This window comes from uncultured Butyricimonas sp. (assembly GCF_959596855.1).
GTDB lineage: Bacteria > Bacteroidota > Bacteroidia > Bacteroidales > Marinifilaceae > Butyricimonas > Butyricimonas muris.
In genome coordinates this window covers 324989-342336 of the sequence record NZ_CAUFYA010000001.1, presented here as the reverse complement: position 1 = coordinate 342336, position 17348 = coordinate 324989, and the positions used below count along the sequence as shown (strand labels likewise).

11 protein-coding genes are annotated in these 17348 nt (G+C 45.8%); 4 read left to right on the top strand and 7 right to left on the bottom strand.

Annotated elements, in window-relative coordinates:
* The 7 genes from Q5866_RS01325 to Q5866_RS01295 all read right to left on the bottom strand — a co-directional run.
* The coding region (locus tag Q5866_RS01325; protein WP_303178269.1) for a TlpA disulfide reductase family protein at positions 1–1016 on the bottom strand (1016 nt) is incomplete at its 3' end.
* A 36-nt stretch (positions 1017–1052) separates the two neighbouring features.
* Entirely contained in the window at positions 1053–1829 is a 777-nt protein-coding gene (locus Q5866_RS01320; protein ID WP_303178268.1) for a hypothetical protein, read from the bottom strand.
* A gap of 217 nt (positions 1830–2046) precedes the next feature.
* Positions 2047–3750 carry a DUF4998 domain-containing protein gene (locus Q5866_RS01315; protein WP_303178266.1) on the bottom strand — a complete coding sequence of 568 codons (1704 nt, stop codon included), beginning with the start codon at positions 3748–3750 and terminating at the stop codon, positions 2047–2049.
* A 13-nt stretch (positions 3751–3763) separates the two neighbouring features.
* On the bottom strand, positions 3764–5182 hold the full coding sequence (locus Q5866_RS01310) for a DUF4959 domain-containing protein (RefSeq protein WP_303178264.1): 1419 nt from the start codon (positions 5180–5182) through the stop codon (positions 3764–3766).
* A gap of 67 nt (positions 5183–5249) precedes the next feature.
* Positions 5250–7208 carry a RagB/SusD family nutrient uptake outer membrane protein gene (locus tag Q5866_RS01305; RefSeq protein WP_303178262.1) on the bottom strand — a complete coding sequence of 653 codons (1959 nt, stop codon included), beginning with the start codon at positions 7206–7208 and terminating at the stop codon, positions 5250–5252.
* An 18-nt stretch (positions 7209–7226) separates the two neighbouring features.
* Positions 7227–10733, bottom strand: coding sequence for a TonB-dependent receptor (locus Q5866_RS01300; protein WP_303178261.1), 3507 nt, complete (start codon positions 10731–10733; stop codon positions 7227–7229).
* A gap of 167 nt (positions 10734–10900) precedes the next feature.
* A complete protein-coding gene (locus Q5866_RS01295; RefSeq protein WP_303178260.1) occupies positions 10901–12067 on the bottom strand; it encodes a FecR family protein in 1167 nt (388 codons plus the stop codon).
* Positions 12068–12510: 443 nt separating this feature from the next.
* Between Q5866_RS01295 and Q5866_RS01290 the strand changes: the two genes are divergently transcribed.
* From Q5866_RS01290 to dinB, 4 genes are all read left to right on the top strand, one after another.
* A complete protein-coding gene (locus tag Q5866_RS01290; protein WP_303178258.1) occupies positions 12511–13818 on the top strand; it encodes an amidohydrolase in 1308 nt (435 codons plus the stop codon).
* 98 nt (positions 13819–13916) lie between these two features.
* Positions 13917–14780 (top strand): agmatinase, encoded by an 864-nt coding sequence (gene speB / locus Q5866_RS01285; protein WP_186974821.1) that lies wholly within the window; start codon positions 13917–13919, stop codon positions 14778–14780.
* A 152-nt stretch (positions 14781–14932) separates the two neighbouring features.
* Positions 14933–15955, top strand: a complete 1023-nt coding sequence (locus tag Q5866_RS01280) for a deoxyhypusine synthase (protein WP_099291251.1) — start codon at positions 14933–14935, stop codon at positions 15953–15955.
* Positions 15956–16125: 170 nt separating this feature from the next.
* Positions 16126–17202: a DNA polymerase IV gene (dinB, locus tag Q5866_RS01275; protein ID WP_099291252.1), complete on the top strand. Its 1077-nt coding sequence runs from the start codon at positions 16126–16128 to the stop codon at positions 17200–17202.
* The last annotated feature ends 146 nt before the right edge of the window (positions 17203–17348 follow it).

Sequence of the window (17348 nt, the reverse complement as noted above, 5' to 3'; positions counted from 1 at the left end):
TTATTCTCGTCCAGCAATACCGTGTGGGGAATGCCCCGGACAAGGTAACGGGCGGCAATACCCTGTTGTTCATCCATGATGTTAGGCCAAGTCATTTTCTCGTCCTTCATGGCTTTCAGCCAGTCAGGGGCTTTCGTGTCCAGCGACACGCCGATGATTTCCAAGCCCGCTTCACGGTATTTCTTGTAGATTTTCACCACGTTGGGCATTTCCTGACGACAGGGACCACACCACGATGCCCAAAAGTCCACGAGTTTCACTTTTGCCTTGAGCCCGTGAAGAGAAACTGTTTCACCTCCCGACGTGGTTCCCTTGAAGTCTGGCGCCACGGAGCCCGGCTCCACTTGCTTGAACACGGCTAACTGTTGGACGATCGCCTGACCGTAAGGACTGTTTTTTGCCGTTTCGCCTAACTTGTCATAAACGGCTTTCAACGAAGTGTAATCCATTTGCCCCATGCCGGAAGCGATCACGAAAGCCGTCACTGGCGAATCCTTGTAGGTTCGGAACAATTCTGCCTGTTTCGCCCCCGCTTCTTCCATCACTTTCTGGAACTGCTGTTGCAACGCTTGCAGTTTCATCTGGTTCTGCTGGGCGTAAGCGGCTCGGGCTTCCTGCTCCATGAGCATCTTCTCCCGGGCTATAATCTGGTTGATCGCATTATATTGATTCAATATCTTTTGGGACTCCCCACCCCCTTGTACCTCGATACCGCTCTCCCCCGCCACTATGGTGTATTCCAAGTTCTCGAGCATCAACGTGGCTACCGGTTGTTGCTCCGCCGTCAATATATAAGCGAGAATCAGTCCATCTACCCGTCCCACGAACTCGAACTCACCATTTACCATCACTGCCTCGTCCAGTTTAACCAAACCTTCCGCCCCGGTTGTCGCTAACACGAGGTCTCCCCCGAGAGTACCTCCCAAGTGTCCAGTAATTTTAAAACCCTCTTGCGCCATGCTTGTCACGTACGCGCAAACGGTCAACAGTATAGACAATCCTATTTTTTTCATCATCTTTATTACATTATTCTCCGCCAACTCTATCTTTTTCTACAAGAAAACGGTTCCCTCTTCCGGTATTCGGGTAGTATCCTGTTTTTGCATATAAAAAAAATTCACATTACCATAAACACACGGAACACCTTGACGTCTCATGTTAACGAAAAGATCCCAGTTTTCTTCTCCGCTTCTACCTTTTCCCACAATTTCTGCCAAAGTCTCTTTCACTTGCTTATTCGTTGGACGACGAAAAACGAAATTTTCAATATCCAATCTCTTTTCCATTACACGATCGTAAATCATCTGCAGCTCTTCCTCTTTCACCACATCAAGCATAACCGAAGGTATTTTAAAATAGACGGAAAGTATTTTCCCCTGATTGTTCACGAACGCATGGGCTTCAAAGTAGTTCTCGTATAACTTATTCCAATTCTTTTCATTTTCTTTTAAACGTTTCACTAACGTTTCAGGAATCAATGACCACCATTCTTCAAACAAATAATACGAGTTCATCTCTTTACCCAAAGATCTCATGCGTTTTTCATATTCCACAGACTCTTTATACAACATGAAATCTCGTTTTTCCGGAACATCTAACTTCATGTGAATCAACCAATCAACAAGACTATCTGTCGGTTGCATAATGCGATAGTCCACGTATATGTCTTTCGAGAGTACCTCCTGTCTTATCGAATCAAACGTTTGCTCAAAATTTTCTGCCGGAACAATCCAATTACCGTACCTTTTGAAATTCTTAAATGATTGTTTTTGTGCACATACATCAAACACAACTGATATTAACGTCAAACACAATACTATTATTTTCATGATATATTCTTTAATATTAGTGAAACTAATTAACTCGTCCACCCAAAAATTGGACTCATAATTTGGTTTCAATGCTGGATACTTATTCATATTCCATAAAAGATCCGTTTTTTGCCGTAGGTACCACAATAGTTATCTATTCTCGTCCAGTAATCATCTGTCAAGCAAAGAGAAAGCATTCCCTGTCAAGCAGGGAATGCATACACATAGAATCAAGTCATTCGACCGTACACGGGATAAACTTACCCAGACGCAAGCAATACTTCGTTAGGCTAGAGATTGTACCGATTGGGCGGTTCGACATTCTCAAGCGGATATACCGCACGGGAGTCCGCATTTCCTCCGGTACCAAAAGATAGGTTTCCTCACCGGGAGTGTTACCAATCGAAACACTTCCGTCCGTGTGGTTCGCATCCGTCCAAGTATAGCCGTCAACCGAAAACTCTATTTTCATATTCAACAACAAATAATCCGTATCACCATTCTGATTACGGGTAGGTTGCCCCACCTTGAAACCTTCCACCCTTCGAGGTGTTTTCATATCAAATGTCACGGTGACAATGCTAGCTCCCACCGTTTCGGCAGGCTCAAAATACACCTCGGCATCATATTCATAGCCCAAATAATCATCCACGAAATGACGTGGTCCATCGAAAAGTAAATTGGCAGCCCCGTTATTCTTGTAACCATTGTAGACGGTATCGGAGCAAGTCACCTCCCAACCCGTGGTATCCAACGGCGTGTACACGGGCTTGGCTAACAAATTGCTACTCTCCTTTTCCTCTAACGTCAAATCTGTCAATTTTCCTGCCTCCTTGTACGCATCGATAAAAATAGTTCCGAACTCATCCCTTTGGTAAAAATAATGCGCATTATAACGCTCCACCGTGAAATCGGGACGGGTATCTTTCAAGAATTGCAACATCACCAACCCCACGTATTCATCCGTGGTACTGTGAAACTTTTGGGCATACTCAGAATCCATGTACCGATTCTTACCGAGAACAACTTTTTTCAGATTGGGAAAATACATTAAATCCTGCATAGAAGTCATGTCAAAATCCATTTCCAAAGTTTCCACATCGTCAACCCGGCTCTCCCAACTCGGACCGTATAGCCCAAGCATCAGTTGCGTGAACGCCGTTGACCACAACCTCTCGTTCAGGTTCAATGTTTCGTTCTTGAAATCAATTTCATCTACACAACCCAACAATTTCCCTTTCCGCTGCACGGTGATCGGTTGATTAAAATCGATTTCCACACCCTCCTCGTCAGGTAACAGAAAAAGATAATCACGCCCCAAATTAACATCATAATAACCATAATACTTATAAGAAAGCGAATCATTCGCATGGGCGTTCATATCCCACTCGTGCTTGTTCCCCGCCTTATCCTTGAAACACAGCAACATCTCCTTGATATTTTCATTGCTTTGATCGAGAGCAACCACCAATTTATCACCCATGCGGCTAAAAGCGGTAACACCCCGTGAAAACGAACGTAAATCCTCGTGGTCATAGGAATACGGTCTACCGTATTTCTCCTCCACCAACGACTCCCTACCGTCATCAGCCACGTTGTTCACCCGCACGGTATACATAGCATCAGCCAAATTTTCGATATAAACGGTATCCATCAAATCATCACTATCCGGGTCACACGGGTCCACGAACATCTCGCCCGATCCCTTGTCAGAATTCCATGTGATTTTCACTTTTTTCACCCCGGCATCGATGTTATGTTTCCATACCACCTGCAAACGTTCCCAACCCGGGTTCACGCTCACGTCGGCGCATTTGCCAAGGTAGCGGATCATCCCATCGCCGGCAAACTCATCATAAGTTTCTTCCAAGCTCTCGCTACAACCTGCCGCCAAGAGCGCAGCGAACAAACCGATCGTATAATATAGTTTTTTTATCATAGCTGTTCCTTTATTACTTTTCCTTCTTTACAAATACTTCCAACTCGTCGAACGTTATGTACTCCCTAGCGTTCTCCTCGTATCCATACGGATACTGATTACTCCAACGGCTACTCATCCATGTGTCTTCCACGATAAAGAAGATATAGCGGAAAGCCTCACCAAAATAATTACATTTCATATCCAAAGAGATAGGATCCGCCGCATCAAAAGTTTTGTCATCCTTGTTCTTGAATGCATCTTTAGCATAGTCAACAGGACCATATTGATAATCCGAATAACGACACCAAGCGTTACGGTAAAAATTAGACCACCCCGGGTCATCATCCAACACGTAAAGCACGGTACATTCGTTAAGAGGCACTTTCGCTGGATCTGCCGCATTCGTCCCGTACACTTTGATTTTTGCCGGCAACCGGGAAGTGTACACGGCATTCCATAAAGTAGCAACAAACATATCGATGCTCGGATTAGGATAATCGGGATTGGCATAAGGATAAGAATTCCCGTGGTACAAGAAAGCATCGCCGCGCAACATGGCTGGCACCTTCGGAGTCCCGAAATCTATGATAAAACGTTCCTCGAACGCGTTCGGACCCGCAACGAAAGTACCAAACTTGTATCTATCTCCCTTCTGGTAATTCTTCCTATAATTAGCCCCTTTCTTTTGCCCGTCAAAAAGATATTTCACACCAATCTGGTGATCTTCATCTTCGATCTCCAACTCTTTCGGGAAAAAGAACTTAAATTGATCCGGGGACAACATCTCCATCGCCATGGCTTCAATGCCTTCATAAGTTTTCATCCTCACCGTGTTTCCCTCGAAATCGTCCGTCCGTATAACTACTTTTAACTCATCCAACGCTTGTTTCAACTCGAAATTCAACGTGTCGCCTCCTTCCAGAATAGGATAACTTCCCACCAGAATATTGTCCTCCTGCTTCGTGGTGGGATTTATGCCGACGTAAAAGATATGCACGGTTCCCTCCACAACAGACGGTGACGTGTAAATCACGTTGAATCCACCCCAGAACGGGTTCACACTCAAATTATCAAAAAGAGCCACAGTGGCGGCATCCGCCGTGTTGAAAGTTATATCCAATGGTGCCGATTCTTCCAGATTACTATCGAGGAAAGTCAACCGCACCGGCTCGTTAGTCCGCGCTTCTGCGAAACCGTTCAACAGCAAAGTGTCTGTCAAGTAAGTACCTTCCTTCACTAACTGCCGCCCGTAAGCATCATTGTAGCGGGCTCGCACCCCAAAAATTTCCATGTTATCGGGCAATCTGTAACGCATCACCGCACCCCCGGGAACTGGATCAAAAGATATCTTCCGAAATTCCACGGGCACATCGAAACCGACTTTATCATCATCACTGCAAGCAAAGAAGATGAAAAATAACGGTAATAAAAATAATATTCTTCGTATCATAATTTCAAATTTTAAATTTTAATTGAGTTTACAATCTAAAATCGTAAATCTACAATCGTAAATCCATCTACCATCCCGGGTTTTGCACGCAACCGGCAGTCTGTACCTCCTCGCTCCGGATAGGCCAGAAATAATCGCGCGGCGCAACAAACTTATTGCCGGAATAAACTACCACGGGACCCCGCCCGTCGTTGTAGAAACTATTGGCATCACTGCCTATCACGTTCCATCCCAAGGATTTCTCGTTCAGTTCGACATTGGCAATTTTCCAACGACGCACGTTCCAGAACCGATACCCCTCGAAAGCGAACTCGATGTTCCACTCCTGACGGATAATATCGCGCATACCCGTCTTGGACTTCACCCTGCCCGGATCCTTGGCATTCTTCCAAGCCACCTCTACATCCGGGATTCCGGCACGGCGACGTACGGCGTTCAAATACTTGTACACCTCCTCATCGGGAGCCGCTTTACACTCGTTCAACGCCTCGGCGGCAATAAGGTACATCTCCGCCAAACGGAAAATAGCGGCAGGTCGCTCACCCAAACTACCCAATCCCTGTTGATGGGCATAAAGCGTCGCACTGGAAGAAGTTCCTTTTTTCAGGTAATAACCGGTAATATTTTGCGGACCGGTGGCGGACAAACGTTTTTCATTCAATCCACTTCCCTCGCCTTGATAAGTCTTTATCAAATAAACATTGTTTACTCCGGTACCCAAACGCCAATAGCAACGGTCGGCAGCGATATCGGCATAGAAACGGGGTTCACGGCGACGATGCAGGTTCAGCACCGGCTCGTTCAAAGACACCACGTCGGTATATTTCGGGTCTGTTTCCATGCTGAGGGCATAAGGATTACCACCCCCGACCCATTTCAAATCCTGACTGATAGGCAAGCCGTTCTCCGTGTAAAACATCTCCACCATTTTCATACTTGGGGTAAGGCAAGCACCCGGCAACGTGTGATTCGAACCGTCAGAAAATTTCGGCAATGTATAGTTAAACCAAGTACCATCCATTCCCGCTAATCTGATCATATACAACACCTCATCACTCAGCCAGCTAAATGTCTGAGTAGACCTTTCGATATCAAGCATATGCGCCTGCAACTCCGTGTTCGCAGAATTACCCTCTATCAAAGCTGCCGATCCCGTTTCACGACAAAGATTGATCACATCAATGGCAGCTTGGGCTGCCCTTTCCCATTTTTTCGGGTCGGCAGTGGCACTGAACAGTAATTCTCCTTTCTTATTCTTGAAATTGGCATAATCGGGATTGCCGTTGAAAAGATCGGATGCTTGATAACACAATGCCCGTGCCTTCAATGCCATAACCGCTTCCTTATTAAAATATCCTCTCCGTTCACTCTGTTTTGCCGTGCACGAAGGAAGCATATCCATCACCTCGTCACACAAGCGCACGATATAATTGAAACAAGTATCCACGGGACTACGGGGCAACTTCAAAGATTCCACGTCCTGATTCGGATCAAACGAGTCCGGCACAATCATCACCGGTCCATAGCGGCGTACCAGTTCGAAATAATAATAAGCCTTCAAGGCTACCACTTCGGCTTTCCATTCACTCTTATCTTTAGCAGACAAATTATACACGTTATCTATACGGGTAATAAAATGATTGCAAAGTACTATTTGCGTGTAAAAGTCTTTCCGGCAACGCCCGGCATTACCGCTGGATATATTAAACCACGTGTCATTGTAAGGATCCAACACACTCTGCCTTCCGGCAATAATATCCAAACCCGCGGGATGATAATAAAGAGTATTTCTCAAGTAATTGTCGGCAACCAATTCATCAGATCCCGTGTAAGCCACATCATAATATCTCTCGTAAAGATCCTGCATGTAGACATAAGCACTTTTCAACCACACGAAAGCCTGATCATAAGTTTCAAATTCAGAATCTATCGTGGCGATATCCTTCTCCGGCACCACGTCCAACCAACTGTCGCAAGAGCAGAACAGCAGGCAAGGAATAAATAAATAAGCTAATAGACGCTTCATGTTATCTCTGGTTTTAAGTTAGAAACTAATGTTAATACCCAAAGCGTAAGTCTTTTGGATGGGATAATTGAATCCGTTTCCGCCCAATTCCACGTCCCACAATTTAAAATTGGATATCATGAAAGGATTGTTGGCACGGACAAAGAACTTCACGTTCTGCATGTGTAATTTTTGACGGAGTCCCTGCGGCAGATTGTATGCCAACTCCAAGGCGGTACAGCGCAAGAAGCGGCACTCCCGCATGAAATAAGTTGAACGGCGATCGTCCGTGACATTCGCGTCCCAATCTTCCTGTTTGTTATAGGTCGTGATATTCTGCACGGAAAGACGGGGCCAGAACGGGCGGTTATCCACGTTTTTTTCTGTCCAGTGACTCTCGTAGATCTCTTTCAACATGGCACGGTCTTCCTCGAACGGAGACAAAGATTTCGGGTTGATGAAGAAACCCCGCTTGCCGGAGCCTTGGAAAGCAAAACTAAACTCCCAGTTCTTGTAATTGATAAACCCGCTGAAACCATACACCATACGCGGCGTCTCAGGGAAACCGATATGCACGGCGTCATTCACGTCAATCACACCATTCCCGTCCACGTCACGATAACGGATGTCACCCGGCAAAATTCCGGTATTCGCTTGCGGCGAGTTATCGATTTCCGCTTGATCGCGGAACAGCCCTTCGGCGATGTATCCCACCCGTTGAGAAAGCTCGTAACCCGTTTTCAGTTGCCAGTACGGCTTATCCTTCGCCTCTTCCAGTTCCTTGTAAACCGCCTTGTTGTAAGTAAAGGTCCCGTTCAAGATAATCCAAAAGTCTTTATTGAAAGCATGTTGCACTTTAGCGGAAAGATCCACCCCGCGGGCACGAACTTTACCGAGATTGTCCAAAGGATTTACCTCCACACCCACCTGCGCAGGAATAGTGACACGCTGTTCTATGATATTGTGACGCACTTCTTGATAAAGATCAGCATTAACCTCCAGAATATCTTTGAAAAAGCGGGTTTCGATACCGAGATTCACCTGCTCGGAAACCTCCCATTTCACATCCGGGTCACCATAATTTTTGATTTCTTTACGATATACGTTTTGTTGACTTCCCGGTTCTGGATCCTTATAACCCGGTCCACCTACAATTTCCGGCATATACACGAAACGAGGATCTTTTATGATACCATCGTTACCCACCTTACCCCACGAACCTCTTAATTTCAGGAAAGAGATCCATTTATTGATACCTCCTTGCATAAAATTTTCCTTGGAAACGATCCACGCCCCGCTAAGAGCCGGGAAAAAACCCATCCGGTTATTTTTGGTGAAACGCTCGGAACCATTATACCCGAAACTGGCTTCCACGAAATAACGATCCATAAACCCGTAACTACCGCGCATGGAGAAACTCAAATTTCGTTGTTCGAAGCTACCGAATAAATCACCCACGGGAGCGGAATTTGCCTGCAATGCTTGGAATACCGCGGTCAGTGAAGTTTGGTGCAAAGTTGCATCGTCCCCGCCCCATGCTGCTGTATGGATCAAATTACCTTCATACACTAACTGCGTGGAAGAAGTAGATGCCGATCCTCCTTGCATAGGCTTTTGCAACGTCCGGCGTCCATTTTGCAACAGTGTCAAAGTATGCTCGCCCGTCTCAAAATCATAGCCGCCGTTTTCCGCATCCATAGCATAATAAAATGGACTGACTGCAAAAGCATTCATCTCGTACCCGGTTTTTGACAAGGAAGCATTTGCCCTCAATTCCAACCCCTTTACCACAGAGCCTAGATTGTAGATACACTCTATTCTAGTCGTCGCACTATAACGGCTCCGGTCTTGATAAGCACTCTGTATCGCGGCATACGGGTTAAGGGCAACGCCATCACCTTTCCTCACACTTCCGAAACGCAGGTGCGGCCACCCGTGCTCGAAATCACCCGGGTAGGTCGGGGCGAAATTCACCGGCGAAGCGTTGAACGCGTAATAGTAAGCCGATTGTACATCCGGCTGGTTCGGTCCGAAAAAAGGTCCGTGATATTTATCGTAATTTATACTGGAATTGATCAACAACCGGATTCCGGTACTTAAATTCACATTCAGATTGATACGTGATGAAAGCGTGGAATTCTTGATATTCACTTCAAACTGGTTCAACCGGTCGGTTTTCAACATACCTTGGTCATTCACGTAATTGACAGACGCATAATACTGCACTGTTTCGGAACCGCCCCGCACGTTCACGCCCACGCGGTGGTTCACAGAATAATCCTTAAACAGGGTTTTAAACCAGTCGTTGGCAGGGTACACCCAAGAGGGATAATCCTTGCTGCCCGTGCGCTCGATGCGGTTCAAGGAATACTGAGGGGTAGCCCCCGGATTACGTGCCAACAACGCCTCGTTGTACATGCGCATGTAGGTTTGAGGATCCACCACGTCGATTTTATCCGTCGGCATGGAAGCCACCGCCTCGTAACGCACAGAAGTGTACACGCTTCCGGCTTCCCCTTTTTTCGTGGTCACGATAATCACCCCATTCGCACCACGGGCACCATACATCGCCGTGGCGGCAGCATCTTTCAACACGGAAAAACTCTCCATGTCCTCCGGTGCCATACGCGCCAAGTCCAAACGGGAAGATTCTACCCCATCGATCAACACCAGCGGCTCGGAAGCCCCGTTGGACGAACTGATACCCCGAATATAGAACTTCGTGTTCATTTCTTCCTCGGTCAATGCCCCGGGGGCTCCGCCCGTCTGCCAACCGACAATACCGGCTATTTTCCCGGTAAGACTTGCAGTTAAGTCACTATTGGAAGATTTCAGATCCATGGGACGGATGGTAGTAATGGATCCCGTAATGCTCTCTTTTTTCTGCTCACCGAAAGCAACGACAGTAACCTCCGCCAAGTTCTCCGCTGTGGGAGTCAAACGAATGTTCAATTTTTCCTTCCCCTTGATCTCCACCGTTTTCGTTTCAAAACCAATAAAGGAAACCCGTAAAATATCTTCCGGTTTGGCATCAATGGAATATTGTCCCTCTGCATCAGAGGCCACTCCTCTGGTTGTCCCGTGAATCACGACAGTTGCTCCAGCAACAGGATTTCCCTTTTCATCCACAATACGACCTTTCACGGTGATCATGTCCTTTTTATCCGCCACTTGGGCTTTCTCCTGTTTCGTCATGATCAAGATCAAATCACCCTCAATTTGGTAAGTATATCGAGAATCTTTCAACAATACGGTTAGAGCTGAATCGACACTTACGTTACGCACGTTAATTGTAAAACGCTCGTTTTGAACTGCATTTCGGCTATCCCTGAATCCATAAGCAAGCCCCGTTTGTTGCTTTATCTCTGACAGGATGTAAGTTAAATTCCTGTCTATAATATTCAATGTGACTTTCTTTTCGTCCTTTTGTTGCACGTCCACGCTACTCGACGACACGGAAGCGGCTAATTGCACAGGACTCCATAACATCGGCATAAACATGATAAACACACCGATGATAACTTTATTACCCCTAATTTTGTTCATTACTTCTTTTTTTTCCATATATTTGTAAGAATATTAGATGTAAACGTTTTGACTAACGTTTATTACTCGTCACGACCGAAGGCATCTGACCTGCGAAATCAATCCTTACGGCAGTGGCTCAAAAGGGAATCCACTCTCAGCGGATTCTCTTCTTTATTTGATTTCAATCAATCTATATAGTAAGCACCTCCTTCTTTTTTAACGTTTTTATCCAAGATCAACCCAAGGGCTTTCATCACCCAATCGATCGTGGAAGACTTGTCAAACTCAAGACTACATGATTGTCCTTCCAATCCCGGCGCGAGGCGAATATCCACCCCGTACCATTGGGATATATCAAAGACTATTTTATCCAGTCTCATTCCATTGTACTTGAAACTATTCCCTAGCCAAGCGATGTAATCCGCGGGATCTACTTTTTCAACCCGAGTAACACTATCCCGCATCGTGAACACGGCACGTTGGTTCGGCACGATCATCGTTTCCGTTCCCCCGGCTATCATACCAATGCTTCCCTCTACCAGAACAGCCTCGGAAAAAGCAAGTTTTTCACTATAAAACAGATTGAATCGCGTGCCATAGACCTTCACTCGTGTCCCCCCGGCTTTCACGACAAAAGGGGCATCGGATTTCCGCACGTCAAAATAACCTTCTCCTTTCAACTCCACCTGCCGAACAGAATCACGAAATTCCTCCGGGAATCGCAATTCACTCCCCGCATTCAGCATGACCGTGGAACCGTCTGCCAATTGCACGTTATAGGTATACCCGGCAGGAATTACCATTCGAACAATTCGGACGGGCTTTTCCACTGGGTCAGGATTCTCTCCGGACAATTCCTCTCGTTTCTTGTCACCCACGATATACACGTTTCCCTCCTCTTTCACTTCCAAAGTATCTAACGAGAGGATCGCATCATTCTCTTCAGTCGTGATTAACGTCGGTACCTTTATCTCCGCCATGTTGATCAAGGGAGTCTTCTCCACCACTCGCTCCTTTTCAGGCAACATCGTTGTTACCATGAAAAACAACACGACCGCCGCCGCCACGGAACTCCCCGCGTACAACCAACGACGGGATGCTCTTTTCTTCCGCTCCAGTCCCCGCAATCTTGCCTGCAATTTTTCCCCCATCTTCTCCTTGTCCATCCGTGCTATCTGATGTATCTCCTCTACCATCCGTTCCACGACATCCGTCCCCGTTTGCATCCCCTCCTCTTCTTCGGTAAACTCTATCTCACGCGAGAGAATTTCCTTTTTCATCGACTCCGCCCGCTCAATCGCCTTCCCGGCAATTTCCAAATCTTTTCTCTCTTTATTATCCAATTTCTTCATATATTTTTGCCATGCTTTTATTATAAAACAGTTTTCTCCGCTCATTTTTACCTGAGGAGAGTCGTATTTAATATAGTTTAACATCTTGTGTAAAAAAGGTATGTTTGTTAAACGAAGGAATTCTCGCAAATTGCTCATAAGTTGAGCAAAATTCATCTAAAATTGCTCATTTATTGAGCAATTTTTCACAAAAAAACGATATAGAATTTGCATCCGGCAATATCATACCGCTCTGGCATTTCAGGTTCAATTATTAGACTTGCCTCCGATTTGAAACAAAAATAAGGATGACTTGCCTCCGATTTGAAACATTTTCGTATATTTGCAACTGATAATCAATACCAAAGCAATTATCACTTTAAAATAACAACCTCATTAATTTACCTCGTGGGACAATTACCAAATATCATTAAAAAAGAATCTCTTTCACAAAAATAAACACCATGGAAAACACCATCATATTCAACGCCCGCATCCTCACCATGAACGAGAACATGGAGGTGATTAAAAACGGCTCTATCCTGATAGAAAAAAATTGTATCAAAGAAATTCGTGACGGTAAAATCGAGATGCCCGATGCCGAATATTTCGACGCGGAAGGCATGATCGTGATGCCCGGATTCGTGAACACGCACACGCACGTGCCGATGACCATGTTACGCGGGTACGCCGACGACCTTCCCCTTCACACGTGGCTAAACGACCATATCTTCCCGGCAGAGGCCCGTATGGTAACACCAGAGAATGTTGCCGTGGCTACCCGGCTGGCCTTTATTGAAATGATCAAATCGGGTACGACCTGTTTCAACGACATGTACTTCTTCGAGGATATTATCGCCGCAGAAGCCAAGAAAGCCGGAATCCGTGCCGTTATCGGCGAATCGCTCATAGACTTCCCGACTCCCAGTTTTCACACGCTCGACGAGGGTATTGCCCGCTGTGAATCCCTCGTGCAGCAATGGTACGGGAACGACCTGATCCACCCGACGGTTTGCGCCCATTCGCCATATACCTGTTCGAAACAAACCCTAAGAAAAGCAAAAGATATAACGGAAAAATACAATATTCCCCTTCACATCCATGTTGCTGAAACCCGCAAAGAAGTAGAGGACGTCACGGCACAAACAGGTGCCTCCCCTGCCGAGTATCTCTACTCGATCGGCTTGCTTGACCGAAACGTGATTGCCGCTCATTCCGTCTGGCTCAACCCGAAAGAAATCGAATTATATACCCGGACACACACCTCCGTGGCGCATTGCCCGAAAAGCAATCTAAAACTCGCCAGCGGAATCACCGACACGGACACCTACCTGAAAGCGGGGATAAACGTGAGCATCGGAACCGACGGCACGGCAAGCAACAACACACTGGACATGGTAGAAGAAACACGCTTCGCCGCCCTTCTCCCCAAGGGAACACGTTACAACCCGGAAGCTGTAAGCGCCCGCACCGCCCTTCGCATGGCAACCATCAACGGGGCTAGAGCCTTGGGATTAGGTCATTTGACCGGAAGCCTCGAAACAGGTAAACGGGCAGACCTCATCGTGATTCACGCCGATGCCAGCAACATGATTCCCGTGTTCGACGAGTACTCTGCTATCGTGTACGCGGCGAACAGCAAGAACATCCGTTCCTCCATGGTCAACGGCAAATGGATCATGCGAAACCGGGAAGTTCTGAACATCGACAAGATAGCCACCATGCACGCCATGCAACACCTTGTGAATGAATCGAGAAAATGTAATCAATAATTTTCAATCTTCAACTTTCAATTTTCAATTAAATACGTTAGTTTTGCAGACCTTTTTATAAAGAAAGGAGTTTATAAACACTATAAACCCAAATAGATATGGAGAATAAAAATTATGGAGGACTCGACAGCGAGTTTACGGCATACGAAACAGCCGAGATTGTAGTATTACCAGTACCTTACGACGGGACAAGCACGTGGTTGAAGGGAGCGGACAAAGGTCCCGACGCGATTCTTGAAGCATCGGCAAACATGGAACTCTACGATATCGAAACGGATTCCGAAGTTTACACCCGCGGCATCGCGACATTAGACCCGGTAACGGAAGCCTCTTCTCCCGAAGCCATGTCTCAAGAAGTGGAAAAACAAGTTGATAAAATTCTGACAGATAAAAAATTCCCCGTGATACTGGGAGGGGAGCACTCCGTGAGTATCGGGGCATTCCGGGCTTTTGCCAAACACTATGACAAATTTTCTGTCCTGCAATTGGATGCACACTCCGATATGCGCAGCGAATACGAGGGTTCCACCCACAACCACGCCTGCGTGATGGCCCGTGCCAAAGAAGTGGCTACCGTTGCACAAGTAGGCATCAGAAGTTCCGCTATCGAGGAAAAGGAAAACATCATGCCCGACCGTATTTTTTACGCTCACGATCTGCATGATGCCAAAGAGGGTAACAACTGGATGTACATGGTATCCCAGAAATTGCATGACAACGTTTATATCACGATCGACTTGGACGTTTTCGATCCCGCTATTCTTCCGGCCACGGGAACCCCGGAACCAGACGGATTGTATTACCGGGAAGTATTGAATTTCCTGAAACTGATCAACGAGCGCCACAACATCATCGGTTTGGACGTGGTAGAACTTTGCCCCAACGAAATCAATAGATCATCCGATTTCCTTGCAAGCAAACTGATCTACCAGATATTGAGCATGAGGTTTCAAAACCAATGAAACAATTTACGATTTATGATTTACGATTTATGATTCAAAAAAGCGTAAGCCTTGTGCGGTTGGAATCCAAAATCTAAAATCATAAATCACAAATAAAGAAATTGAGTCAATAAGGTCCTCATAATTGTACCTTATATTTTTAAATAAATAAAATGGAAAAGAAAGATTTATTAAAAGACACTATCAAACACATCGACATCAAATCGTATGACTCAACCCAATTGATCGATGCGATGCGCGATATGTCCTTCACCTCTCGCGATACTGCCAGAGCAACTGATATCCTGATGATGATGGTTGGAGAGAAAGAGTGTACTAATATTCTTACCATTGCCGGAAGTACAAGTGCTGCCGGATGTATGCAGGTATACGTGGATATGGTTCGCAACAAAATGGTTGACGTGGTAGTTTCTACCGGAGCATCTATCATCGACATGGACTTGTTCGAGGCTCTGGGTTTCAAACACTACAAGGGACACCAGGACGTGCCTGACATGCAATTGAGAGAACTTTACATTGACCGTATTTACGATACGTTCATCGACGAGGAGGAATTACAAGCTTGCGACCACACGACTTACGAGATCGCCAACAACTTGGAACCCCGTCCTTATTCATCACGTGAATTTATCTGGGAAATCGGGAAATGGTTACACGAGGGACACGCCGTGAAAAAAGACAGCTTGATCCAAACTTGCTATGAATGTGGTGTACCCATCTTCTGCCCGGCATTCTCAGACTGTAGCGCGGGATTCGGTATCGGTAAACACCAATGGGAACACCCCGACAAACACCTGTCGATTGACTCGGTAAAGGACTTCGTTGAACTGACCCAAATCAAGATCAAGGCTGGTACTACCGGACTGTTCATGGTCGGTGGCGGAACCCCGAAGAACTTCGCACAAGACACCGTAGTCTGTGCTGAAATCTTAGGTTTCGACGTGCCTATGCACAAATACGCCATCCAAATCACCGTGGCTGACGTTCGCGACGGAGCATGCTCTTCTTCAACCTTGAAAGAAGCCTGCTCTTGGGGTAAAGTCGACGTTACCTACGAGCAAATGGTTTACGCCGAAGGTACAACCGTTATTCCCGCTATCGCAAGTTACGTTTATCACAACGGACCTTGGAAAGAAAGAGAATATAAAAATTGGAATAAATTATTCCTGAAATAATGAAGAAAGAAAAGGCTGTCTATTTACTTTTTAGACAGCCTCTTCATTTATAACGCATTTTTGCGGAAAATCTCTACACCGTCAAGGGGTAAAATTCCCCACCCATTCTTCCGGGTATATTCTTTCAACTATCCAAGAAATTGCCTATATTTACTTTTCGAAAACGGGAGATGGAAAACAAGAAAATCATTCATATTGATATGGACGCGTTCTATGCTTCCATAGAGCAACGGGATCACCCGGAATACCGGGGAAAGCCTCTTGCCGTGGGAAGAGCGGAGAAAAGGGGAGTCGTGGCAGCTGCCAGTTATGAGGCTCGCCGTTATGGCGTACGCTCTGCCATGTCGTCCATGAAAGCCAAACAACTTTGCCCGGATTTGATCTTTGTCTCTTCCGGCATGGAACATTATAAATCCGTTTCCCACCAAATACATGAAATATTCCGGGAATATACCGATATCATCGAACCGCTGGCGCTTGACGAGGCATTTCTCGATGTCACGGAGAACAAAAAAGGCATCACCCTTGCCGTGGATGTCGCCCGGGAAATAAAGCGGGAAATAAAAGAAAAGCTCGGTTTGATAGCCTCCGCGGGAGTATCCTACAATAAATTCCTTGCCAAGATCGCCTCCGATTACCGTAAGCCAGACGGGTTATACACGATACATCCCGAACGGGCTGCCGATTTTATAGCGAAATTACCCATAGAAGCTTTTTGGGGTATCGGGAAAGTTACCGCCCGAAAAATGCATTCGCTAGGAATACACACGGGGGCAGACCTTCGCAAATGTTCTGCGGCTTTTCTCGCTCGCAATTTCGGGAAAAACGGGGCTCTATACCACGATTTCGCGCATGGAATAGACCCTCGAATTGTTTCCCCCGAACGTATCCGCAAATCAGTGGGTTGCGAAAGTACCTTCGACAACGACTTGACAAACTATATCGCCGTTATCATCGAGTTGTACCACGTGGCAGTTGAACTTATACACAGGCTAGAAACATCCGGTTTCAAGGGACATACCCTCACGCTAAAAATAAAATTCCACGACTTTTCTCAAAAAACACGTAGTGCCAGCGTGGCATATGAACTGAAAACTTTAAAAGAAATTCTCCCTCTGGCAAAAAAATTACTCCGGGAATTAGAACTTACTCAATTTAGGATTAGACTCATAGGACTCTCTGTATCAAATCCTTTCGAGGCGACATCTATTGAAGGACCATTACAATTAAGGTTTGATTTTGATTAATTATGAAACCTTTACGTTTAATTGACGTATATAGGCATACAATTTGAATAAATTATCATGTAACCGAAACTTAACGGAAACGTCACTCGGTTACGATGAAAACCTGATACCTTTGTATCAGTATTCAAAGAGAGACTTCGATTTTT